The organism is Fictibacillus phosphorivorans (assembly GCF_007673525.1).
Classification (GTDB): domain Bacteria; phylum Bacillota; class Bacilli; order Bacillales; family Fictibacillaceae; genus Fictibacillus; species Fictibacillus phosphorivorans_C.
On sequence record NZ_VDZU01000001.1, the window covers coordinates 996,750 to 1,019,072 of the forward strand.

Below are 22,323 nucleotides of genomic sequence, written 5' to 3' on the forward strand. Positions count from 1 at the left end.
TATGACAGGCAGTGCGATTACAATGATGGTGATTGGCATGGTGATCCTATGGGGCGGCCTCCTCGCAAGTATTGCAAACGTGGTTCGTGTTTCGAAAAAGAAATAAAGAGTGAAGCTGGTTCTTCTGTTGAAGAACCAGCTTTTTTAATGACGTTGGCGCACGTAAATCAGAGCAAGGCTCGAGATTTACGATCGCTATATGAAAAATACGTGCGCCATATGAAAAAGAAGCCCTAAAGCTTCTTTCTTACACTTTCTTTATCTTCGCCTGTTGCTAATTCGCTCCTGACGTTCCCATGCTCTTAAATAAGGGTATGGGTCGAATGCCCATTCTGTATATCCGTTGTCACGGTACATCCCAAAGTGAAGATGAGGAGGGAATTTCCCAGAAGTTCCGGGAGGACCGTATCCTGAACTTCCCACGTATCCAAGCACCGTCCCAGGTTCGACGATCGTCCCTTTTTCAATTGCTTTATTGAAGCTCCCTAAATGAGCGTAATAATGATACACGTTATTAATATCACGGACACCGATTCTCCATCCGCCAAAACGGTTCCACCCTTTAATTTCAACGATTCCGTAAGATACCGCTTTTACCGGAACCCCGTAATCTGCAAATATATCTGTGCCTTCATGAATACGTAATCCACCAAATCCGCGCCGGTCACCCCAAGTGCTTCGATAGCTATAGTTGGATCTTAATGGAACGATAAAACTGTGTTTGTCTAGAGAAACCGTTCCATAGGTCTCATAGATCTTCGCGTTTTCCATAATGATATCAACGGCTTTATCTCGTTGGTAATAGCTCCAAAGGCCGATTCTGAAATTTTCAATATCATGTCCATGCTTTTGTATGATCTCACTAAAGGTATATAGGATGTCTTCATCATTGTTGCGATCAGCAATTCCGTCATTGTTGCCATCTTTTCCGATGCCTCCAAACATTGAGATACGTTCAGGGTTTGTATCGTCCATCGTTGGATTTATTGGACCAGACCATTGTAAGGGAGAAAAATAAATGCCGACCAATCCTTTTCTGGCAGGTAGATCTCTTCTTGCTTTTCTTACGCTTCTTTCATATTGGTCTACGCCCGCAAAGTAGTGCCATGGAATGAGAGTGACGGATTCCATTTTTTTATAGAGGCTAAGCCTTTCCACATCTTCTTTCGTAAATCGCTCTGCTGCCGTGCTCCTGCTTTCCGGAAGAAAGGTTATTAGAAGGGCTGTCAGAGTGAGGAACAGGACTGTAAATTTCCTCATACGTCCCAATCCACTCCTTTCTTTCATTTATCTATAGTTTGTTGAAGTTATAAAAAAACATGAAGGAAAAATGTTGGAAAAAACTCTTGTTTGGAATTTTGCCCTGTCGTATGGTAGAGTATTGATGGGACAATAATGTTTAAGTAGAAACTAAAATAAGAACGTTCATTATACGAAAGACCAAGAAAATCTGGGGTGATGATGATGGCAAAGAAAGAAGAATATGTACGTAAACCCGAGTGGTTAAAAATAAAGTTAAACACGAATGAAAATTATAAAGAACTCAAAAAGATGATGCGTGAGAAAAAGCTACATACGGTATGTGAAGAAGCAAAGTGTCCAAACATTCATGAATGCTGGGCTGTACGAAAAACAGCAACTTTTATGATCCTTGGAGATATCTGTACACGTGCTTGTCGTTTTTGTGCAGTAAAAACAGGATTACCAACAGAACTCGATCTTCAAGAGCCAGAACGTGTTGCAGAATCTGTTGAACAAATGGGTCTGAAACACGTAGTAATTACAGCGGTTGCACGTGATGACCTTAAAGATGGCGGTGCTCATGTTTTTGCTGAAACCGTTCGTTCTGTACGCGCTCGTAATCCGTTCTGTTCCATTGAAGTTCTTCCATCGGACATGTTAGGTGACTTTGATGCACTGAAAACATTGATGGATGCAAAACCAGATATTATGAACCACAATATTGAAACGGTGCGACGTCTTTCTCCAAGAGTTCGTGCACGTGCAACGTATGATCGAACGATGGAATTTTTGCGTCGTGCAAAAGAAATGAATGCTAACATTCCTACAAAATCCAGTCTGATGATCGGGTTAGGCGAGACGTGGGAAGAAATTATAGAAACAATGGATGATCTACGAGCAAATAACGTTGATATCATGACGATTGGCCAATATCTACAACCTACTAAGAAACATTTAAAAGTACAAAAATACTATACACCAGATGAGTTTAAAGAATTGCGTGATATCGCGTTCTCTAAAGGATTCAAGCATTGTGAGTCAGGACCTCTTGTACGTTCTTCTTACCATGCTGATGAACAAGTAAACGCAGCTGCTCAAAATAGCTAAATAAAAAAGAAAACCAGAAGCATCGAGCTGCTTCTGGTTTTTTATTTGCCTTCCATTTCTCCACGCATATTGTTCGTTTCGCCGTTCATCTCACCGTTTTCATTTTCCCCATAGTTCCACTTCTTGCCTTGAGGCGCTTTTTTCATTTGTAGGATCAGTTGGTCCATGATTCCTTCGATCTCTTCGGTATCATTGTTTAAGGATTGATATTGTTCAATCTTATCGATCATTCCTTTTTCATCTGACACATACACATGATAATATCTTGGTACAACAGAGAAACCAGTCATCTTTACTTGATCAGCAGCTGCATTTCGGTCCTTGCTTGTTGTTTTGTAGCCGATTAAAACTTCTTCATCTGTAACTAATGTACCGACATCTTTAATATTTGGTAATTGCAGAACCATATCAGAGATCATATCGGCAAGCTTTTGACGATTTAAGTATGGAACAGCATTTCCTGTTTTTACTTTGTCCCCTGACATATGACGCATATATCCAAAGTCCCCATAATTCATGTTGTTGCCAATTCGATTCTCATCTTTTACATTCGTTTTAGAAAATTTATATTCTTGCCCCATCTTTTTTTGATCAGCGCCGCCACATCCAGCAAGCATCAAGCCGATCAATAAGAACATTCCTAGTTTTTTCACAGGTGTTTCACCTCCTTATTCTATAGAGTGCCTTAAAGTAGAAGATCTTTACGAAGAAATTGTTGGCTGTAAAGAGCACAAGCATGGTAAAATAAGTATCAGGAAACGAGGTGAAGCATTTTTGATTACAGTTGGTAATTATTCCTATGAAGTGATTGAAGATGTAAAAGAAGCCTTTAACGAGGAACAATTTAAAGCGCGCTATAGTGAAATCTTACATAAATACGATTATATTGTTGGTGATCTCGGTTACGAACAGCTTCGACTTCGTGGGTTCTTTGAAGACAATCATGAGAAGGCTACGTTTGATACGAAGATCAGCACATTGCCGGAATACATTTATGAATATTGTAATTTCGGTTGTCCGTATTTTGTAGTCAAAAAAGTAAACCCCTGAGAAATTCAGGGGTTTTTCTTTGTCTTAGCGATGATCTTCGACTAGCAACAAGCTTTATGAGCCTCGAGAATCTTCATAAGGCTTTTCTGTATGATATTCTGGATCATCGTGTGTAAGATGTGCACCAGGATCTTGTCTTTCCAGACCTTCATGAAGGGTTTTGTTTTCATAGTTAAAGGCGCTATAATAACGCTGTTCTTCTCTCCAAGGAGTCGATTTTCCTAAGGCTCTTTTGATAGGTGAGCCATATGGACCTTCAGGTAAATCCTCAGGAAGTACGTAATTACGACCAGTCTCTACATTCGAAAAATCTGTATATTGTTCTTTTTCTTTTTCGAACAAAAAAACCATCCTCTCTTCGGCCATTTTTAGGATAAGAAAGTATCCTTATCTAAAGTGTCTCCAAGAAAGCATGATTCTTTTTTGGTACATTTTGATTACATCTTAAACAACTTCAGCTAAAAATTCACGAAGCTCCATCGCGTCTTCTTCAGTTAGATTAAACGCGTGTTCTAAATAGCCTTCTTCTTCTAGGTCATCTTGACCGATGATGGCATATGTACTGCCTAACATGTTCAGTACTAATGACTTTCCGTAATGTCTTGTTGTTTTCGTGATGGCAAGATCAAAACGAGTATTACGTCCCATAAAGCTTACAAAGCGCGTTTCTGTTGTTTCTTTATCATCATATAAGAAAAAAGTTTCCTCGTTCATTTTGTTCCTCCTTCGTACTAAGCAAAATTTAAATTTTGAGTCCATATGATTGCTCTTCCTTTATGTTACACTTTACTTGAGAAACTTACAAAAGGTGATGACTATGTATTTTGTTGATCGAAAGAAAATCAATGAACATTTAGTGTATATGAATGAGTTAATCCATACGTTCAAAGAATTATCAGCTCCCAAAAATAAGCTTGAAACACTTGTGGTGGAAAGAATCGGACATATGTTGATCGAATCGATGATGGACGTTGGAAATATGATCATCGATGGATTTATCATGCGCGATCCTGGAAGCTTTGAAGATATTCTTGATATCCTGATTGATGAAAAAGTAATTCCAAACGATGAAGCAGTATCACTGAAACAAGTGGTGAACCTTCGTAAATCACTTGTTCAAGATTATACTTCTGCTGATAGTAAAGTCATATTTGATACCATCGCTTCAAAAGAGAAAGAACTTTCAACGTTCTCATTACACATAAGAAGATATCTAGAGGAAGAGTTGGGGCCAGTTTCTGCATTTTTACCTGAATAAGGATACAAGAGTTTTTATACATTTATATTTAAAAATGTACGTTTACCCTTATTTACGATAAAATGGTGACAAAGGATGGTGATGACCATGAAGAATCACACCTCAACCCGTGATGAAATCATCTATCTTTTAAAAAGAAATAAGAGGATGACTGTTACGGAAATGGCAAAATCCCTCGGAATAACCGAAATGGCTGTTCGTCGTCATCTCAACACATTAGAACGTGACCATGTGATTGAAACGACTCTTGTACGACAGGCTATGGGAAGACCAATCCATTTTTATCATCTTACAGCAAGCGGTGACGAACAATTTCCACGAAACTATTCAGGACTTACCGTTGATTTTTTAAAAGATATAGAAGAAGTGAGTGGCACAGAAACAATTGATGAATTATTTAAACGACGTGAGAATCGTCTGCAGGATAGATATAAAGATCGAATGAACACACTCACAGAGTTTGAACAAAAAGTAAATGAACTGGCTAATATTCAAAATGAAGCAGGGTACATGGTGGACTGGGAAAGAGGAGAAGATCCCGATACTTATGTGTTAACAGAGTACAACTGTCCGATCGCTAAGGTTGCGAATGAATATCAGCAAGCCTGCTCCTGCGAGCTTTCACTCTTTAAGCGCATGCTGCAAACAAACGCTGTTGAGCGAAAGACGTGCATGGCTAAAGGCGGAGATTATTGCTGTTATGTGATAAAAGAAGAAAAGCAAACATCTGAAGTCTAAAACGCTTCATGTGTGTTTTTTTTTTTTGAAGTGGGTAGAATGAGAAGGTACTTAAAAGGAGAGAGCATGGATGAAGGCATATAAAGGATTCTTGATCGACTTAGACGGAACGATGTATCGAGGAACAGAACGAATTATTGAGGCTGTTGATTTTGTAAAAAAATTAAACGAAAAAAACCTTCCTTATTTGTTCGTGACAAACAATTCTTCTAAAACAAAAAAACAAGTGGCAGATGTGCTTGCAGGATTTGATATCCCAGCATCTGCTGAACATGTGTATACGACGAGTATGGCAACAGCCAACTATATTGCGGAACTAAAGAAAAATGCGACAGTCTATTGTATCGGTGAGGATGGAATTAGAGAAGCTCTTCAAGAAAAAGGTCTTGAACTTGTTGAAGAAAACCCTGATTTTGTTGTGGTTGGAATCGATCGCTCGATCACCTATGAAAAGCTAGCAAAAGCATGCCTTGCAGTCCGTAAAGGAGCGACTTTTATCTCGACAAATGGTGATATCGCTCTTCCGACGGAAAGAGGACTTTTGCCAGGAAACGGCTCACTGACTTCTGTCATTACTGTTTCTACGCAAACAGAACCAACGTTTATCGGTAAGCCTGAGTCCATCATCATGGAGATGGCGTTAGAAACTCTAGGAACGAAAAAAGAAGAAACACTCATGATCGGGGACAACTACCAGACAGATATCTTAGCTGGTATTCGTGCTGAAATTGATACGCTGCTTGTTCACACAGGAGTCACAACAAAGAAACACCTTGAAGAAATTGATGTGCATCCTACGTATACCGTTAATGGGTTGGATGAGTGGACGATTCAATAAATCTCTGAATTGAAAATGGCACCGTCAGGTCAAAATAAAAAAGGCTTAAGTCTAAGAGGGTTCTCTTGTTCTTAAGCCTTATTTTTATTCTTCATTTGCTGCACGATGTGCTAATCTGCTCGATGCTGCTGCTGCAATCGCGCCGACGATGTCATCTAAGAAAGTATGAACCATGCCTGTAGACTTATCGTTAAGTTTTTCTAAGATTCCTGGTTTTTGTTTATCGATGAATCCGTAGTTAGTAAAACCAATCGAGCCATATATATTCACTATTGAGAGTGCAATCACTTCATCAATCCCATAAAGACTTTCATCCCGAGCTAATATTTCCTGAAGTGGCTGCTCAAGTTTTTTCTGTTCCGCTAATACATCAAGAGCAATACCTGTGAGGATAGCATTCTGAACTTCACGTTTTGCGATGACTCTTTCAACGTTTTCTCTACATACATCCATTTTTAGGTCAGGATGGTAGGGGACTTGGAGAAAATAAACAAGTTCAGCGATATCGTTTACCGTAACGCCCCGTTCGTTCAGCTGTTTGCGAGCAGTTTCTTCGACTTTTTCCACTTTTTTATTTGGCATCCTTGTACTCCTTTTCTCTGTTAGTCTCCTTAGCTTTGTATAGTATATGTTTTCATAGTAAAGTTATGAATTTACAAAAAGTACTAACCACTTCGCCTATATGGGCATACAATGTTGTATCCAATCATGCGGTGGTGTGCTCAAGTTTGATCTAAAAGAGATGATCTGCCGCTGGAAAGCTGAAGGGGTGGGGGGATCGGCTTTGTTTGAAAGAGATATATTTCATCATTATCAACTAGTTTGTGAAGACAGAAGATCTGAATCGGGTTATCGGACCTTCTATTGCAAAGGAAACCAATACATCGTGATACCACAGCAGCAGATGTCATATGAAAAACTGCAAGAAATGATTTATATCAGTGATTATCTGCAGCAACGAGGAGAGGAGAACATTCCCGTTCTACAGCCAACGATCACCAATATGCCTAGTGCTTATGTTGATGGAGAGTCTGTAATCATCTTTAAAGTGGAACCGAAAAAAGGAGAGCATCGTAGTAGTGAAATGGGCTCTGAGCTTGCAGAGTTTCATAAGCGAGGAAAAGGCTTAGAACAATATTATCCAGTGGAACAAATCGCATACGGACAATGGCCGTTATTATGGATCAATCGAGTGGATGAGATGCATAACCGTTATGCAGAAATTTCGGCGAGAAAACAAAAGAACGATTTTGATCAATTGTTTTTGACGACATTTCCTTATTATGAGGGAATGGCTGAAAATGCGATTCAATATATTACAGATTACCAACTAGAGAGAGGACCTAAAGGAATAGGTTCTGCTGCCATCTGTTACGATCGATTCAGCGAGCGGTCATGGATTCGTACGTCTAACAGTTTTGTTAAGCTGCCTGTTGGCTGGGTGATCGATAGTCCGATGAGAGATCTTGCAGAATGTATCAGAGAAAAGATCTATCAGCCAGAATTCAGAAGTCATGAAGTGCTGCAGTTGATCGACGATTATGAAAAAGTTAAGCCATTATCCAAGGGGGCTTGGAGACTTCTTTACGGCAGACTCATTTTTCCTTCACAGTACTTTGATACAGTTGATGAACATTATAATAATGAGAGAGATATCGGAAAAGAACTATATGTGCGCCGCTTTACTGACTTAATCTCGTATGAAAAGCAAAATGAATATTTCTTAAAAAGCTTTTACAGATCGATCGGTCTTCCGGTCCAAGAGTTAAATATCCCAATGGTCGATTGGCTCGTTCCAATGATCTAAAGAAAGAGGTGGCTCAAAAAGTAAGATTTTTGAGTTATACCTCTTTTTTTGTTGTTTTCGTCTACAGTGTTGTCTTTGAAAGTAGTTGATTTCCGCTCCAGGTTGCTCGCTTTCCATGGGGCGAACGGTGAGCCACTTGCCGCTTTGCGCCATTAAGTGTCTCCACCTGACCGCTCGTCCCATAGGAGTCGGCAACCTTGCGCTCCAATCAACTTGCAGAGGAAGTGAAAAAGAAAAGCAAGATTCTTTTTAGATATCTTGCACAAGAATATTACCAGCATAAGTACCATTTCTTTATTTTCTCACTTTCCCATGAGAAAATAGCAAGCAGGGAGTGAAAGCGTATGCAAAAACCTTATGTTTTTATTACACGAAAATTACCGAAAGAAACGGTTAGTCAACTAGAGCAAATTGCAGAGATCAATATGTGGCCACATGAAGAAAAAGCAGTTCCACGCGAAGTACTTTTAACCGAAATCAAAAAAGCTGATGGATTGCTCACGATGCTTTCAGACAAAATCGATAGCGAAGTATTGAATGAAGCATCTTCACTAAAAGTAATAGCAAATCTAGCAGTTGGCTATGACAACATTGATGTCGCAGCTGCCAAACAAAAAGGTATCACGGTTTGTAACACACCAGATGTATTAAACGATTCAACGGCGGATTTAGCATTTTCTTTAATTCTTGCAACAGCTCGCAGAATCGTTGAATCAGCGAATTATGTAAAAGAAGGAAAGTGGAACAGCTGGGGACCTTTATTGCTTGCTGGAGCAGATGTACATCATAAAACAATCGGAATCGTTGGAATGGGTAGAATCGGTGAAGCCGTAGCGAGACGAGCAAAGGGCTTTGACATGAAAATTTTGTACCACAATCGAAACCGTAAGCCTCATGCAGAAATATCGCTAGACGCAGAATACAAAGAATTTCATGAGCTTTTAAAGCAATCAGATTTTGTGGTCTCCCTTGCACCATTAACACCTGAGACAAAAGGGATGTTTAACCGAGAAGCGTTTCAGAGCATGAAAGATAGTGCGATCTTCATTAATGCAGGCAGAGGTGCGACAGTTGATGAATCTGCCCTTATTGAGGCATTACATAACGAAGAAATCGCGGGTGCAGGGCTTGATGTATTTAAGCAAGAGCCGATTGATGTCGATCACCCTCTTCTGTCGATGAAACAAGTGGTAGCCCTTCCTCACATCGGAAGTGCAAGTGTTGAAACAAGGATGAAGATGGCTGAACTTGCTTGCAGAAACATAAGCAATATATTGAATGGAAAAAGCGCAGAAACGCCAGTTGTATAAGGAGGGACAAGATGTATCGTTCTTTAGCAGGAAGAACAGCCATCGTTACGGGAGCTAGCCGTTTAAACGGAATTGGCGCAGCTGTATGTGTTGAGCTTGCAAGTAGGGGAGCTAATGTATTCTTTACGACTTGGGGGACATATGACACAAATATGCACACAGGCAACCATACAAATGACCCAGAACAGCTTCTGGAGAAACTAAAAAATTCAGGAGTAAAATCTCTGTATGAAGAAATTGACCTTAGCATTTCAGAACAAATTCCAAAACTTCTAGAAAAAGTTGAAAGAGAACTAGGTGCACCGAGCATTCTTATAAACAATGCCTGTATGTCGCAGAATCACAACTGGGAAGATACGACCAGTGAGATTTTAGATGCTCACTATAGGATCAACATACGAGCGACGACTCTATTAAGTATAGAGTTTGCCAAACGTTTTACAGGAAACAGAGGGAGCATCGTTCACCTCACATCTGGCCAGTCGAAAGGTCCGATGCTCGGTGAATTAGCGTATGCTGCTACAAAAGGAGCTGTTGATTCGTTAACGATTTCCTTAGCTGCTGAAATTGGACATAAAGGAATCACTGTTAATGCAGTGAATCCTGGCCCTACAGATACAGGCTGGATCAATCCAGAATTAGAAAAAGTTCTTCTTCCAAAGTTTCCTGGTGGTAGGATCGGGAAACCAGAAGATGCGGCAAGGTTAGTCGCTTTTTTAACAACACCAGAAGCAGAGTGGATAACGGGACAGATCATCCATTCAGAAGGTGGATTCTTAAGACAATAGAAAAATTTTTTGAAACTGACTTTAGTGGTAACTTCGTGTACCCAAAAAGTCAGTTTTTTTATTAAAATTAAATTATTTATAAATATACTATTGAATTAATTTTTATACAGTCCTATAATGAACCATAACTTATTTAAGGAGTGATTGAATGAGAGCAGGAATTATTGGTGTAACCGGATATGGTGGGATGGAACTATTCCGGCTGCTATCTGCACATGCGGAGATTACCGAAGTTGTTCTCTATTCATCCTCTAAAGCGGGTAATGAGCTTTCAGAAGAAATTCAGCATCTGTCTCATGTTCATGATCAGAAGCTGAGATCTCTCGAACAACTGCCAACCGATGGCTTAAATATCGTATTTTCCTCCGCACCGAGCGGCGTTTCAACAGAGTTTCTCCCTTCGCTAGTCGATGAAAATTTAAAAATCATTGATCTAGCAGGAGATTTTCGTTTGAAAGATGCTGACACCTATCGAGCGTGGTACAAAAAAGAACCGCCTCCACAATCACTCGTGAATGAAGCTGTATACGGATTAACAGAATGGAAGAGAGAAGAGGTAAAGAATGGGAAGCTGATCGCGAACCCAGGATGTTATCCAACCGCAGCTCTCATAGGTATTCTCCCGTTACTAAAAGAAAACGTGATCAATCCATCTTCACTCGTGATTGATGCAAAGAGCGGTATTTCCGGAGCGGGTGCTACGCCGGGCAAAGCGACGCATTTTGCACAAGTAAATGATAGCCTCGGTATCTACAAGATCAATCAACATCAGCACATTCCAGAGATCGAGCAAACGATACAGTCTTGTACGGATACTGAAACGAAAATTACATTCAATACACATCTCGTTCCAATGACAAGGGGCATCATGACTACGATGTATGCGGAATTCACAGATCCAGTTACCTCACGATCTGTAAAAGAAATATATGAATCTTATTACGGCAGTGAATACTTCGTCAGAGTTCATAAAGAAAAAGCCAATCTGTTTACTAAGCAAGTATATGGATCAAATTTTTGTGATGTAACGTTTGCCGTCGATGAACGGACAAATCGAATCACAGTGATCTCTTGTATTGACAATCTATTAAAAGGAGCGGCAGGTCAAGCGGTTCAAAATATGAATGTAATGTTCGGAATGGATGAAACGAAGGGATTAAAAGCTTTACCAATGTTCCCTTAACTAGAGGAGGCAAGATAGATGCAGGCAACAAAAGCGGCTATTCAGAAGATAACAGGTATAAACATCGCGACGCCAAGAGGATTCTACGCAAGTGGAATTCATTGTGGAGTGAAACATAAAAAACTCGATCTAGGATTGTTGTATAGTATTACTCCGGCAAACGCGGCAGGTGTTTATACAACGAACCAAGTACAGGCTGCTCCGCTAAAAGTTACTCAGAATAGTATCTCTCAAGAAGGGAAGCTTCAAGCGATCATCGTGAACTCTGGGAATGCAAATGCTTGTACAGGAAAAAAAGGCATGAAAGATGCTGAGCACATGCAGAGGCAGACCGCTGAAAAGCTGGATATCCCTTCGCACTATGTTGGAGTTGCCTCAACAGGGGTGATCGGTGAACATCTGCCGATGGATAAAATATCAACTGGTATTGAAAACTTAGTGCTAGATTCTGAGTTGAAAGGATCGATCGACTTTTCTCAATCCATTTTAACGACAGATACGGTTTCCAAAAATACAGCTTACACGCTAAAAATTAATAATAAAATCATTACGATAGCAGGTACGGCGAAAGGATCAGGAATGATACATCCTAATATGGCTACGATGCTAGGTTTCATCACAACAGATGCAGCTGTCCAACAAGATGATCTCCACGATGCTTTGTCTTTTGCCGTAGAACGTACGTTTAACTGTATTACCGTGGACGGTGATACATCGACGAACGACATGGTACTCATGCTCGCAAACGGAATGGCTGAGAATGAAGAGTTAAACAAAGACCACCCTGAATGGCAACTATTTTTAGAAGCACTCGTACTCGTTTGTGAAGATTTAGGCAAACTTATCGCAAAGGATGGGGAAGGAGCGAGCAAGCTGATCGAGGTTCATGTTAATGGTGCAGCATCCGATAAAGATGCGAGAATCATAGCAAAAACCGTAGTGGGCTCTCCGTTAGTGAAGACCGCTGTATTTGGTTGCGATGCCAACTGGGGCAGAATTCTTGCTGCAGCTGGATATAGTGGAGTTTCGTTTAATCCGGACACCGTAAAAATACAAATCGGCGAACATGAAGTTGTAGTAGATGGAGAACCGGTTCTATTTTCGGAAGAGAAAATTCGTACTTACTTAAAAAGCCACGAGATTCATATCTCGGTTGAACTATCAGAAGGTTTAGGAAGTGGAAGAGCGTGGGGATGTGATCTTACGTATGATTATGTTCAGATAAATGCAAGTTACCGCACTTAAAAGGAGGCGAGTGTTGTGTTTCATGTTATGAAAATTGGAGGAAGTACGCTAGCTAACTTACAGTCTGCTTTTTTTGAAGCTCTTAAAAATAGGATTCAACAAGGCGAAAAGATTGTGATCGTTCATGGAGGAGGGCCGGAAATTAATAAAAAGCTGTCAGAATCCGGGTTGCCTTTAGAAATGAAGAAAGGCATACGAGTAACAAGCACAGAATCACTTTCCTGTGTGAAGACAGCGTTAAAGGACATTACCAATACAAACCTAGTAGAGAGATTAAATAACGAAGGCATATCAGCTCAAGGACTTTCTGGAGCAGAGAATTCCTTACTCACTTGTGATTTTTTAGATAAAGAGAATTATGGATGGGTTGGAAACGTTCAGCAAGTAAATATAGAGATCATCCAAAAAGTGTTAGATGATGGAAAAATTCCAGTCATAGCATCTTTAGGTGTAACAGAATCCGGAGAAACAGTTAATATTAACGCAGACACAGCAGCAGGAGAAACTGCAGCTGCACTATCCGCCGAAACAATCTGTTTTATTACAGATACCCCTGGTGTTTCCGTGAATGGAGAGTGGATGGAATGCTTAACGATCACTGACATTTTAACCAGTATTGTTGAAGGACACATAAGCGGTGGCATGGTTCCAAAGGTTGAAGCAGCTATTAAATGTCTGGACCTAAACATCAAGCAAGTACGAATCACCGATCAAACTCTGTCTGGTACAGAATTGCTGAAGGAGGTACTGATCACATGAGTGCACTTTTTCCAACCTATAAAAGAAAACAAATACAACTTCAAAAAGGAAACGGAACTTATGTATATGACCAAGACAATAAAAAGTATCTTGATTTCACGAGCGGCATAGCTGTAACGAGTCTAGGACATTGTCATCCTGATGTGGTTGCAGCTCTCCAAAAGCAAAGCGAATGCATCTGGCATACTTCCAATCTCTTTGAAAACCAACAGCAAGAGTTGCTCGCAGAGACTCTTGTGAAGCACACACATTTGGATTTAGCCTTCTTTTGCAATAGTGGAGCTGAAGCGAACGAAGCTGCGATCAAGCTTGCTAAGAAATTCACAAAGAAAAATAAGATCATTACGTTTAACGACTCATTTCACGGCAGAACGTTCGGTTCCATGTCGGCGACGGGTCAACAAAAGATAAAAGAAGGATATGGACCGCTTCTGTCAACATTCATACATCTGCCCTGGAACGATATTGAGCAATTGAAGAAGCAGGCAGACAACGACACAGCTGCGATCATGATGGAAGTCATCCAGGGAGAAGGCGGGATTAAAATCGCTGACCCAGATTTTTATAAAGAAGTGCAAGAAATCTGTGAGAAGAACGATATTTTATTAATTATAGATGAAGTTCAAACGGGTATCGGCAGAACAGGAAAGAGATATGCTTATGAACACTTCGGATTAGACCCTGATATCGTTACCCTAGCCAAAGGATTAGGAAACGGTTTTCCGATAGGGGCTATGTTAGGTAAAAGAAAACTAGCCGAAGCGTTTGGACCAGGAAGCCATGGAACGACGTTTGGAGGTAATCCTCTCGCATGTGCAGTCAGCCAAAGTGTTTTGAATATCATCTTCAACGACGAATTCTTAGACGAGGTTGAGAGAAAAGGAAAGAACTTCAAAGCGCAATTAGAAAATCACTTAATAAGTTTCCCTTCCGTAAAGGAAATACGAGGAAAAGCATTATTGATAGGAATTGAATGTGAGTGGGCTGGAGAATTAATAGTGAATTTAGAAGAACAAGGTCTATTAACCGTTCCTGCAGGCGAGAATGTTATTCGATTACTACCCCCGTTAAATGTTACCGATGAAGAACTAACATCAGCGTTAAACACAATTTTAGCAGTGTTTAATAACAAATATGAAAAAGTGACGTAAAAAGAAATCAGATATTTTTTTTACTACGAATGAATAAAAATACATTAAACTATATGTTTTATACAAGGAGTGGAACTTAACATGAAAGGCTGTATAACGGTACCTAACGGTCATACATTTGATGGTGACTGGATTAGTGACAACCAATATGGTTCAGGTGAAGTTGTATTTTATACAGGAATGACTGGATACGAGCAAGTATTAACAGATCCTTCTTATCAAGGACAGATTGTCGTGTTTTCTTATCCTTTTATCGGAAACTACGGATTTGATAATAAGAGTATGGAATCCGCCAAAATTCAAGTGGCAGGAGTAGTTATGGCAGAGTGCTTTGAATTCGCTGCAAAAGATAACCGCCAATCTATCGTTGACTTGCTAAACGCGTATCAAATCCCTGCTCTAACCAATGTAGATACAAGATCTCTTATTCAACAAATTCGAATAAAAGGATCCCTCCCAGCGGTTATGCATGTACCAAGCATCATTCCTGATTCTTTTCAGCTAGAAGAATATTGGCCGACGACATCAATGAAAAAGAAAGGTTCAGGAGACACACATATAGTATTGATCGATTTTGGATATAAGAAGTCAATCGTTGATGCTCTTGTTAACGAGGGATGCAGAGTAACAATTGTTCCTTTTGATCAAGATATAGCCAATATCGAAAAATTGAATCCAGATGGTTTTCTCTTTTCAAATGGTTCTGGTGATCCTATGAGGTTCTCTGCCTATTTTCATCGTTATAAAAATCTAGCGATGCGCTATCCCACGTTAGGCATCTGTCTCGGTCATCAGATACTCGCTTTAGCATTCGGCGGTGAGACGCGAAAGCTGAAATTTGGTCATCGTGGTGCGAATCAGCCAGTTATGAACTTGAAGACAGGGAAAGTATCGATGAGTTCACAAAATCATAGTTATGTCGTTCAAAAAGAAAGTTTAGCAGAAACAGGGTTCAATATTTGGTTTGAAAATGTGAACGATGGAAGTGTCGAAGGATTATGGCATCATTCATTCGACGTTGCGAGTGTGCAATTCCACCCGGAAGCAGCGCCTGGTCCGAACGAACATAAGGAAATATTTCAAAACTTTATTAAAAGTGTACAACATACAGAGAAGGTGAGAAGTTATGCCTAAACAACAAGACATCAAGAAAGTGCTCGTGATCGGATCAGGACCGATCGTAATCGGGCAGGCAGCAGAATTTGATTATTCGGGAACACAGGCATGTAAAGCGTTAAAAGAAGAAGGGATAAAAGTAGTCTTGATCAACAACAATCCGGCTACGATCATGACGGACAACACGTTTGCAGACGTTATATACTTTGAACCCTTAACAGCAGAATATGCTGAACAGATTATCCAAAAAGAAAAACCGGATGGACTCTTAGCCACGGTTGGAGGTCAAACAGGACTTAACTTGGCGATGGAACTTCATGAGAAAGGAATTTTAAAGAAGTATGAAGTTAAACTTTTAGGTACAGATATTCATTCTATACAAAAAGCAGAAGACCGTGATCTGTTTCGATCATTGATGAAGCATCTCGGTGAACCTGTACCAGAAAGTGAGATTGTTACTTCAGTAGACGAAGCGATCTATTTTGCTGAAGTGACCGGTTATCCGGTAATTGTTAGACCAGCATATACGCTCGGGGGATTTGGTGGCGGTATTGCTTCCTCTAAAGAGAAGCTAATCTCTCTAGTTAAACAAGGTCTATCAGCAAGTCCGATTAACCAATGTCTGATTGAAAAAAGTATTGCAGGCTACAAAGAGGTTGAATATGAAGTGATGCGTGACAAGAACGGAACATGCATCACGGTTTGTAACATGGAAAACGTTGACCCTGTTGGTGTTCATACAGGTGATTCTGTAGTAGTAGCTCCTAGCCAGACTTTAACAGATGATGAGTATCAGTCACTTAGAAAAGCATCATTAACCATCATTTCTGCGCTTGAAATCGTAGGAGGTTGTAATATACAGTTTGCACTTCATCCAGATAACTCACAATATTATTTGATCGAAGTGAATCCGCGTGTGAGCAGGTCATCTGCTTTAGCATCAAAAGCAACCGGATATCCGATCGCAAAGATCGCTGCCAAACTTGCCCTAGGTTATAACCTGCATGAATTGAAGAATCCAGTAACCGGAACGACCTTTGCGAGTTTTGAACCAGCGTTAGATTATGTAGCTGTAAAAATGCCAAGGTGGCCGTTCGATAAGTTTCCTCATGCAGACCGAGATCTCGGAACCCAGATGAAAGCGACAGGCGAAGTGATGGCGTTAGAGAGAAACATGGCTTCAGCGTTTCAAAAGGCGATCCGTTCATTAGAGCTGAAAACGAACGGTATGTATTTGAAAGAACTATCTGCATTAGATGAGGACACACTTCTTGATCTCGTCGTATCAGCAGATGATCGTCGTTTTTTCGTGGTGATGGAACTGTTGAAAAGAGGAATAACTGCAGACAGAATTCATGAATTAACACAAATCACACCTTACTTTTTATCCATCTTTCAAGAGATGGTCTCTATGGACAATATGCTACAAAATACGAGTCTAGAAAAAATAGATAAACAACAACTGCAACTGGCTAAAAAGTATGGTTTTTCAGATCAATACTTATCAGAGATCTGGTCTGTTTCAGAGTTAGAGGTACGCAATAAGAGAGTAGAGATGGATATCACACCGACGTATAAGATGGTGGATACGTGTGCAGCAGAGTTCGAAGCAAAAACGACTTATTTTTATTCCAGTTGGAGCGGGAAGAGCGATAGAATCCCAAGCACGAAGAAAAAAGTGGCAGTCATCGGATCCGGTCCCATACGAATCGGGCAAGGTGTTGAATTTGATTATTGTTGTGTGCACAGTGCTATAGCTCTCAATTCTTTTGGATATGAAGCCATCTTGATTAACAATAATCCAGAAACAGTAAGTACGGACTATGAAGTGTCTGACTCCCTATATTTTGAGCCTCTAACCTTTGAAGACATCAATCATGTTTTGGAGTTTGAAGGAATTTCAGATGTCATTCTGCAATTTGGCGGCCAAACATCTATCAATTTGGCTAAGAAGTTAGAAGAGGCGGGGTATTCTGTTCTTGGAAGTCCGGCTGACACCGTAGACCAAATGGAAGACAGAGAGCGTTTTTATCAATTTTTGGACACATTGAATATTCCTAAAGTTCCAGGATTTTCGGCGGTAAGCGAAAAAGAAGTGAAGCTTTATGCAAACAAACTAGGGTTTCCAATCCTTCTACGTCCATCATACGTGATTGGTGGAAGCGGGATGAAGGTGCTTTATTCTGAAAACGAACTTACAGGTTACCTAAATCATGAACAAGTGAATTATCCTGTTTTGATCGATACATTTTTAGAAGGTTCAGAAGCCGAGGTAGATGTTTTAAGCGATGGTGCAGATCTATTCATTCCTGGTATTTTTGAACATCTAGAAGGAACCGGGGTTCATTCTGGAGATAGTCTGACTGTCACACCACCGCAATCCTTATCAAATCATGTGATCGATCAAATAATATCTTTCTCTAAAAAGATAGCACTTAACTTATCGTATAAAGGATTGTTTAATATTCAATTCGCTATTAAGAATGAAAGTGTATATGTTATTGAAGTGAACCCAAGAGCATCTAGAACCGCTCCCATCATGAGTAAGATTACGAATGTAAACCTTGTGCAGAAAGCAACACAATTGCTTCTTGGTCATTCATTAAAGTCATTGAACCTTGAACAAGAGCATAACGGACAACCGGAAGTAACAGTAAAAGCGCCTGTTTTCTCAACTATAAAACTGCCTGGGGTTTCTCCGGTGTTAAGTCCGATGATGCTTTCTACTGGAGAAGTGATAGGAACAGATGCCGATTTTAATGGAGCTTTAGTTAAAGCTTTGAAAGGATCGAGTCTTCAATTGGCTGATTTTTGGAATGATCAAGGAAGTATTTTTGCGGAAGGAACCCTCGCTGAAGCTGCTTCAAAAGCCTGGGAGGAATGTGGATATTCCGTACTTACTGCAAAAAATCTAACATTTGATGAATGGTTAAAAACAGACAATAAAGCCATCTATATAAATTTTTCGAATGACAGCGAAAGCCACAATGCTAAGCGTGCCGTTCTAGAAAGAGTCCATGTACTAACAAGAAAAGAAACATCTAACGCTTATTTAGATGCGATACGCACCTCGAATAAAATGAGAAAGGAAGTGCTGATCTAATGTCAATCGTATCCCCACTTCGCCAAACGCGAACTCAGAAAGATTTCCTAACGCTGATGGATTATTCTACATCTGAGATCATCGACTTATTGAACCTTGCGAAAGACTTAAAAAAACAAGGTCCATCTGCACCACCTTTACTAAAAGGAAAGATCTTAGGAATGATTTTCGAGAAATCATCAACGCGTACTCGCGTTTCGTTCGAGGCTGCAATGCTGCAGCTCGGCGGCCATGCGATCCATCTATCGACTCGTGATATTCAGATGGGTAGAGGAGAATCAATCTCAGATACAGCGAAAGTCTTGTCCGGTTATCTGGATGCGCTAATGATTCGTACGTTTCATCAATCCACAGTTGAAGAGCTTGCACAGAGTGGATCTATACCCGTAATCAACGGACTTACGGACGATTTTCATCCGTGTCAGATACTAGCTGATCTTCTTACAATTTTAGAATATAAAGGGTCGTTCAAAGGGAAAAAGCTGGCGTATATTGGTGACGGAAACAATGTCGCACACTCTTTAATGATTGGAGCCGCAAAAGTGGGCATGGATTGTACTATTATTTGCCCTGAAAACTACGAACCGAAGGAAGAGATTGTTTCTTATGCAAAAGAAGTTGCGAAACAAAACGGTTCTGTTATCGAAGTAACTCATGATCCGATTGAAGGTATTAAAAATAGTGATGTGATTTATACAGATGTTTGGGCGAGCATGGGGCAAGAAGCTGAAGCAGAGGTACGCCTAAAACATTTTAAAGATTATCAAGTGAATCGAGAGCTGGTCTCATATGCAAAGAGTGACTATATCTTTATGCATTGTTTGCCTGCACATCGAGAGGAAGAGGTAACGGCGGAGATTATTGATGGTCCTCATTCTGTTGTTTTTCATGAGGCTGAAAACCGTCTTCACGCACAAAAAGCATTGCTTGTTCGTTTGATGAGTTAACAGGTTAACATAAAATACATGCATAGCTTCTTGTTTTTATTTTTTTGTCTCCTTTGAATAGTTGGTTGTAGTGGAAGGTGGTAGACTCTCGGCTAGGACAGGCGGGCAGGTGAGACACTTAAAAGTAAAACGTACGAATGTGGCTCACCGCCTGCCCCGCGGAAAGCGAGCACCTGAAACGGAAACCAACAGCTTTTAAGCTTACAATAAACATCAAAAAAAGAAGCCGCTCTAGATTGAGCGGCTTCTTCGTTATCATTAAAATACTTGTTCTAATTCAACAACACCAGGAACTTCTTCAAGAAGTGCACGTTCGATACCTGCTTTTAGTGTGATTGTTGAACTTGGGCAGCTACCACACGCTCCCATTAGGCGTACTTTTACTACACCTTCTTCAATATCCACTAATTCCACGTCTCCTCCATCACGAAGAAGGAATGGGCGTAATTTATCAAGAACTTCTTCAACTTGTTCACGCATCTCTAAGTTTTGAGTTTCAGCCATAATAATCAAGGCTCCTTTCTTAAAAAGAACTTACTCTTAGTATACGGGATATGGAATAAAAAATCCATGAGCAAGCATCATGATATTTGCTCCTTTTTCTTTTATGAAAAATAAGGTATGATGAAAGCAAATAAGCGCATACATTGAGGTGATTCTTCATGAGTAACTCATTTAGTATTAAAGTATATGGAGCTGAACAGAAATGTGCCAGCTGTGTTCATCTTCCTTCAGCAAAGGAAACGGCTGAATGGCTAGAGGCAGCAATCTCAAGAAAATTTCCGAACTTATTGTTTAATGTTCTTTATATAGACATGGAAAATACGGAAAATGAGATCGATCAGGCATTTTCAGAAAGAATTGTTGAAGAAGACCTTTTTTATCCTGTCGTGGTGATTGATGGAGAGGTAGTAGCAGAAGGTAATCCGAATTTAAAAACAATCTATGCAATTATAGAACAGAATGGTTATGGCGCTGTAAGTTAAGCGCCTATTTTTTATATTTTGGGTTTGTACACACGCCTTGTACTTCTCTTAAGAATAAGATGTATAGAGAAAAAAGGAGGCAAATTGTATTGTTGAACCCTTTAAAAGGTAAAAGTCATAAAGATGAGTCATCCTCATATGCAGGACATTATCATCATCATTATCATGATCTATGTCTCGAGTACATGGGGCAGAAGGTTACGATCGAACTAAATGATGGAAATGTATATCACGGTCAATTGCATAGCTATGATCAGGATAACATGTATATGATCATGCCAGGTGAGAACGCTGATCGTAATAGCCGTATCATTTTTGTCGGGCCGTTTTTTCCAGGCTTCGGAGTTTTTGGTTTTCCTTTTTACCGAATTCGTAGATTCCGTCCTTATTATTGGTAAAAATACAGAAAAAGACCCATGCAGCTGCATGGGTCTTTTCTTATACTTGATATTTATATAACCAAAGAATTCCTGATTTTAATAAGCGTGGCACTCTACCAATAAGAGCAGTGCTACCCATCGTACCAAATCCGCTCTTCTTACCAAGAGAGCCCATAACACCTTTTAGTTTAATCTCGTTCATCTCAGGAAGAGGCTGCTCGTTCCAACGAGCTAAAAGAACTTGTGAGATCTGTTCGGCTTGCTCTTCTGCTAATTGTGCACTTGGTGCATAAGGGAGGCTCGCGCAATCTCCAACAACGTATACATGCTCTTCAGATGGAAGGTGATGATGTTCAGTTAGAACAACACGTCCTTGACTATCTTTCTCAACATCTAAATCACGAACGATTCGGCTCGGCTGTATCCCTGCCGTCCAAACGATAGCATCACACTCTACCTTTTCGTCATGATTATAAAGAGCACCTTCTTCAACCTTTGTTACATTTGAATTATTGATGACTTCCACACCGTGTTCAACAAACCAGTTTTGTACATAGTTGCTTAATCTCTTCTTATAAGCGGAAAGGATCATATCACCACGGTCAAATAGTTTAATTGTAAGATCAGGACGGCTCTCACGAAGTTCAGATGCCAACTCAACTCCTGAAAGACCGGCACCAACTACTGCAACAACCGCATTAGCGTGCAAGTTGTTTAGAATTTGATACGTTTGACGAGACTTATCAATGGTCTGGATGCTAAGCGTAAATTGGTCAGCACCAGGGACATTATGATATTTGTCTTCACAGCCTAGACCGATAACCAAATCATCATATGAAACCGCATCTTGGTCTTTTAATAGAACTTTCTTTTCTTTTACATCAATTGAAGTAACTTCGCCATATTTAATATTCAGACGTGGGTGGTCTGGAAAAGTTACACGAACATGATGGTCAGATATCGTACCTGCAGCAAGTGCGTAATATTCAGTCTTCAAACAATGATAAGGCACACGATCAATAAGCGTAAGCTGAATGTTTTCAGGGAGGTCTGAGGAATTAAGAAGTCTCTTTAGAACACGCATATTTCCATATCCTCCGCCAAGTAAAACGAGGTGTTTCATTTGTCATTTCCCCTTTTCTTTCAAGACAATTCTTATCTGTTTTTAGAATGCTTTATATAAGTAAATAACCTTAACTCGAAATAAGTAAACGATTACACGTTTTTGACATGTTTAAGTATAGCACTTTGCAACAATTTCACAACTCTTTTATAGAAAATACATAGGAAGAATGAGTGTTTACATTGACTACAA

At 39.9% G+C, this 22,323-nt stretch carries 25 protein-coding genes; 18 read left to right on the forward strand and 7 right to left on the reverse strand.

Annotated elements, in window-relative coordinates:
* Window position 1 precedes the first annotated feature (1 nt).
* Window positions 2-106, forward strand: a complete 105-nt coding sequence (locus FS458_RS04720; protein ID WP_144698289.1) for a methionine/alanine import family NSS transporter small subunit — start codon at window positions 2-4, stop codon at window positions 104-106.
* A 152-nt stretch (window positions 107-258) separates the two neighbouring features.
* Here FS458_RS04720 and FS458_RS04725 read toward each other — a convergent pair whose 3' ends face one another.
* Window positions 259-1,260, reverse strand: coding sequence for a M23 family metallopeptidase (locus FS458_RS04725; protein WP_144698291.1), 1,002 nt, complete (start codon window positions 1,258-1,260; stop codon window positions 259-261).
* Window positions 1,261-1,464: 204 nt separating this feature from the next.
* On the opposite strand from FS458_RS04725, the gene lipA reads away from it, so the two are divergent.
* On the forward strand, window positions 1,465-2,349 hold the full coding sequence (lipA, locus tag FS458_RS04730; protein WP_144698293.1) for a lipoyl synthase: 885 nt from the start codon (window positions 1,465-1,467) through the stop codon (window positions 2,347-2,349).
* A gap of 41 nt (window positions 2,350-2,390) precedes the next feature.
* Here lipA and FS458_RS04735 read toward each other — a convergent pair whose 3' ends face one another.
* Window positions 2,391-3,002 (reverse strand): YhcN/YlaJ family sporulation lipoprotein, encoded by a 612-nt coding sequence (locus FS458_RS04735; protein WP_144698295.1) that lies wholly within the window; start codon window positions 3,000-3,002, stop codon window positions 2,391-2,393.
* A gap of 121 nt (window positions 3,003-3,123) precedes the next feature.
* Between FS458_RS04735 and FS458_RS04740 the strand changes: the two genes are divergently transcribed.
* Window positions 3,124-3,399 (forward strand): YutD family protein, encoded by a 276-nt coding sequence (locus FS458_RS04740; RefSeq protein ID WP_066397303.1) that lies wholly within the window; start codon window positions 3,124-3,126, stop codon window positions 3,397-3,399.
* Between the two features lie 54 nt (window positions 3,400-3,453).
* On the opposite strand, the gene FS458_RS04745 is transcribed toward FS458_RS04740, so the two are convergent.
* Complete coding sequence (locus FS458_RS04745) at window positions 3,454-3,750, reverse strand: hypothetical protein (RefSeq protein WP_260858387.1); 297 nt, start codon at window positions 3,748-3,750, stop codon at window positions 3,454-3,456.
* Between the two features lie 93 nt (window positions 3,751-3,843).
* On the reverse strand, window positions 3,844-4,113 hold the full coding sequence (locus tag FS458_RS04750) for a DUF3055 domain-containing protein (RefSeq protein WP_144698299.1): 270 nt from the start codon (window positions 4,111-4,113) through the stop codon (window positions 3,844-3,846).
* Window positions 4,114-4,216: 103 nt separating this feature from the next.
* On the opposite strand from FS458_RS04750, the gene FS458_RS04755 reads away from it, so the two are divergent.
* The 3 genes from FS458_RS04755 (at window position 4,217) to FS458_RS04765 (ending at window position 6,233) form a co-directional block, all read left to right on the forward strand.
* Window positions 4,217-4,657, forward strand: a complete 441-nt coding sequence (locus FS458_RS04755) for a DUF86 domain-containing protein (protein ID WP_144698301.1) — start codon at window positions 4,217-4,219, stop codon at window positions 4,655-4,657.
* A gap of 81 nt (window positions 4,658-4,738) precedes the next feature.
* Complete coding sequence (locus tag FS458_RS04760) at window positions 4,739-5,395, forward strand: helix-turn-helix transcriptional regulator (protein ID WP_260858752.1); 657 nt, start codon at window positions 4,739-4,741, stop codon at window positions 5,393-5,395.
* A 70-nt stretch (window positions 5,396-5,465) separates the two neighbouring features.
* Window positions 5,466-6,233 carry a TIGR01457 family HAD-type hydrolase gene (locus FS458_RS04765; RefSeq protein WP_144698305.1) on the forward strand — a complete coding sequence of 256 codons (768 nt, stop codon included), beginning with the start codon at window positions 5,466-5,468 and terminating at the stop codon, window positions 6,231-6,233.
* Between the two features lie 84 nt (window positions 6,234-6,317).
* On the opposite strand, the gene FS458_RS04770 is transcribed toward FS458_RS04765, so the two are convergent.
* Complete coding sequence (locus FS458_RS04770) at window positions 6,318-6,815, reverse strand: phosphatidylglycerophosphatase A family protein (RefSeq protein ID WP_066397286.1); 498 nt, start codon at window positions 6,813-6,815, stop codon at window positions 6,318-6,320.
* A gap of 202 nt (window positions 6,816-7,017) precedes the next feature.
* On the opposite strand from FS458_RS04770, the gene yutH reads away from it, so the two are divergent.
* From yutH to argF, 10 genes are all read left to right on the forward strand, one after another.
* On the forward strand, window positions 7,018-8,040 hold the full coding sequence (yutH, locus tag FS458_RS04775; RefSeq protein ID WP_186320448.1) for a spore coat putative kinase YutH: 1,023 nt from the start codon (window positions 7,018-7,020) through the stop codon (window positions 8,038-8,040).
* Window positions 8,041-8,384: 344 nt separating this feature from the next.
* Window positions 8,385-9,350 carry a 2-hydroxyacid dehydrogenase gene (locus tag FS458_RS04780; RefSeq protein WP_144698309.1) on the forward strand — a complete coding sequence of 322 codons (966 nt, stop codon included), beginning with the start codon at window positions 8,385-8,387 and terminating at the stop codon, window positions 9,348-9,350.
* Window positions 9,351-9,361: 11 nt separating this feature from the next.
* Window positions 9,362-10,138 (forward strand): SDR family oxidoreductase, encoded by a 777-nt coding sequence (locus FS458_RS04785; RefSeq protein WP_144698312.1) that lies wholly within the window; start codon window positions 9,362-9,364, stop codon window positions 10,136-10,138.
* Between the two features lie 148 nt (window positions 10,139-10,286).
* Window positions 10,287-11,321: an N-acetyl-gamma-glutamyl-phosphate reductase gene (gene argC, locus FS458_RS04790; protein ID WP_144698314.1), complete on the forward strand. Its 1,035-nt coding sequence runs from the start codon at window positions 10,287-10,289 to the stop codon at window positions 11,319-11,321.
* A gap of 18 nt (window positions 11,322-11,339) precedes the next feature.
* Window positions 11,340-12,566 (forward strand): bifunctional ornithine acetyltransferase/N-acetylglutamate synthase, encoded by a 1,227-nt coding sequence (gene argJ, locus FS458_RS04795; protein WP_144698316.1) that lies wholly within the window; start codon window positions 11,340-11,342, stop codon window positions 12,564-12,566.
* A gap of 15 nt (window positions 12,567-12,581) precedes the next feature.
* Entirely contained in the window at window positions 12,582-13,325 is a 744-nt protein-coding gene (argB, locus tag FS458_RS04800) for an acetylglutamate kinase (protein WP_144698318.1), read from the forward strand.
* On the forward strand, window positions 13,322-14,476 hold the full coding sequence (locus FS458_RS04805; protein WP_144698320.1) for an acetylornithine transaminase: 1,155 nt from the start codon (window positions 13,322-13,324) through the stop codon (window positions 14,474-14,476). The genes argB and FS458_RS04805 overlap by 4 nt, the downstream gene beginning before the upstream one ends.
* 81 nt (window positions 14,477-14,557) lie before the next feature.
* Window positions 14,558-15,610: a carbamoyl phosphate synthase small subunit gene (locus FS458_RS04810; RefSeq protein WP_144698321.1), complete on the forward strand. Its 1,053-nt coding sequence runs from the start codon at window positions 14,558-14,560 to the stop codon at window positions 15,608-15,610.
* Window positions 15,603-18,695: a carbamoyl phosphate synthase large subunit gene (locus FS458_RS04815; protein WP_144698323.1), complete on the forward strand. Its 3,093-nt coding sequence runs from the start codon at window positions 15,603-15,605 to the stop codon at window positions 18,693-18,695. Before FS458_RS04810 ends, FS458_RS04815 begins: the two co-directional genes overlap by 8 nt.
* The gene (gene argF, locus FS458_RS04820; RefSeq protein WP_144698325.1) at window positions 18,695-19,642 is read left to right on the forward strand and encodes an ornithine carbamoyltransferase; all 948 of its coding nucleotides are present in this window, start codon (window positions 18,695-18,697) and stop codon (window positions 19,640-19,642) included. The genes FS458_RS04815 and argF overlap by 1 nt, the downstream gene beginning before the upstream one ends.
* 258 nt (window positions 19,643-19,900) lie before the next feature.
* On the opposite strand, the gene FS458_RS04825 is transcribed toward argF, so the two are convergent.
* Window positions 19,901-20,146, reverse strand: coding sequence for a NifU family protein (locus tag FS458_RS04825; protein ID WP_066238880.1), 246 nt, complete (start codon window positions 20,144-20,146; stop codon window positions 19,901-19,903).
* A 158-nt stretch (window positions 20,147-20,304) separates the two neighbouring features.
* Between FS458_RS04825 and FS458_RS04830 the strand changes: the two genes are divergently transcribed.
* Complete coding sequence (locus tag FS458_RS04830) at window positions 20,305-20,628, forward strand: YuzD family protein (RefSeq protein WP_144698327.1); 324 nt, start codon at window positions 20,305-20,307, stop codon at window positions 20,626-20,628.
* An 89-nt stretch (window positions 20,629-20,717) separates the two neighbouring features.
* Complete coding sequence (locus tag FS458_RS04835; RefSeq protein WP_186320449.1) at window positions 20,718-21,026, forward strand: LSM domain-containing protein; 309 nt, start codon at window positions 20,718-20,720, stop codon at window positions 21,024-21,026.
* 40 nt (window positions 21,027-21,066) lie between these two features.
* Here the strand turns inward: FS458_RS04835 and FS458_RS04840 are convergent, their stop codons facing one another.
* Window positions 21,067-22,131, reverse strand: coding sequence for an NAD(P)/FAD-dependent oxidoreductase (locus FS458_RS04840; RefSeq protein ID WP_144698332.1), 1,065 nt, complete (start codon window positions 22,129-22,131; stop codon window positions 21,067-21,069).
* Window positions 22,132-22,323 lie beyond the last annotated feature (192 nt).

Bases quoted from the DNA above. Each gene is read 5' to 3' on its own strand.
- FS458_RS04720 (WP_144698289.1), top strand. From the start codon at position 2: ATGACAGGCAGTGCGATTACAATGATGGTGATTGGCATGGTGATCCTA.
- FS458_RS04725 (WP_144698291.1), bottom strand. From the start codon at position 1,260: ATGAGGAAATTTACAGTCCTGTTCCTCACTCTGACAGCCCTTCTAATA.
- lipA (WP_144698293.1), top strand. From the start codon at position 1,465: ATGGCAAAGAAAGAAGAATATGTACGTAAACCCGAGTGGTTAAAAATA.
- FS458_RS04745 (WP_260858387.1), bottom strand. From the start codon at position 3,750: ATGGTTTTTTTGTTCGAAAAAGAAAAAGAACAATATACAGATTTTTCG.
- FS458_RS04750 (WP_144698299.1), bottom strand. From the start codon at position 4,113: ATGAACGAGGAAACTTTTTTCTTATATGATGATAAAGAAACAACAGAA.
- FS458_RS04755 (WP_144698301.1), top strand. From the start codon at position 4,217: ATGTATTTTGTTGATCGAAAGAAAATCAATGAACATTTAGTGTATATG.
- FS458_RS04760 (WP_260858752.1), top strand. From the start codon at position 4,739: ATGACCATGAAGAATCACACCTCAACCCGTGATGAAATCATCTATCTT.
- FS458_RS04765 (WP_144698305.1), top strand. From the start codon at position 5,466: ATGAAGGCATATAAAGGATTCTTGATCGACTTAGACGGAACGATGTAT.
- FS458_RS04770 (WP_066397286.1), bottom strand. From the start codon at position 6,815: ATGCCAAATAAAAAAGTGGAAAAAGTCGAAGAAACTGCTCGCAAACAG.
- FS458_RS04780 (WP_144698309.1), top strand. From the start codon at position 8,385: ATGCAAAAACCTTATGTTTTTATTACACGAAAATTACCGAAAGAAACG.
- FS458_RS04785 (WP_144698312.1), top strand. From the start codon at position 9,362: ATGTATCGTTCTTTAGCAGGAAGAACAGCCATCGTTACGGGAGCTAGC.
- argC (WP_144698314.1), top strand. From the start codon at position 10,287: ATGAGAGCAGGAATTATTGGTGTAACCGGATATGGTGGGATGGAACTA.
- argJ (WP_144698316.1), top strand. From the start codon at position 11,340: ATGCAGGCAACAAAAGCGGCTATTCAGAAGATAACAGGTATAAACATC.
- FS458_RS04805 (WP_144698320.1), top strand. From the start codon at position 13,322: ATGAGTGCACTTTTTCCAACCTATAAAAGAAAACAAATACAACTTCAA.
- FS458_RS04810 (WP_144698321.1), top strand. From the start codon at position 14,558: ATGAAAGGCTGTATAACGGTACCTAACGGTCATACATTTGATGGTGAC.
- FS458_RS04815 (WP_144698323.1), top strand. From the start codon at position 15,603: ATGCCTAAACAACAAGACATCAAGAAAGTGCTCGTGATCGGATCAGGA.
- argF (WP_144698325.1), top strand. From the start codon at position 18,695: ATGTCAATCGTATCCCCACTTCGCCAAACGCGAACTCAGAAAGATTTC.
- FS458_RS04825 (WP_066238880.1), bottom strand. From the start codon at position 20,146: ATGGCTGAAACTCAAAACTTAGAGATGCGTGAACAAGTTGAAGAAGTT.
- FS458_RS04830 (WP_144698327.1), top strand. From the start codon at position 20,305: ATGAGTAACTCATTTAGTATTAAAGTATATGGAGCTGAACAGAAATGT.
- FS458_RS04840 (WP_144698332.1), bottom strand. From the start codon at position 22,131: ATGAAACACCTCGTTTTACTTGGCGGAGGATATGGAAATATGCGTGTT.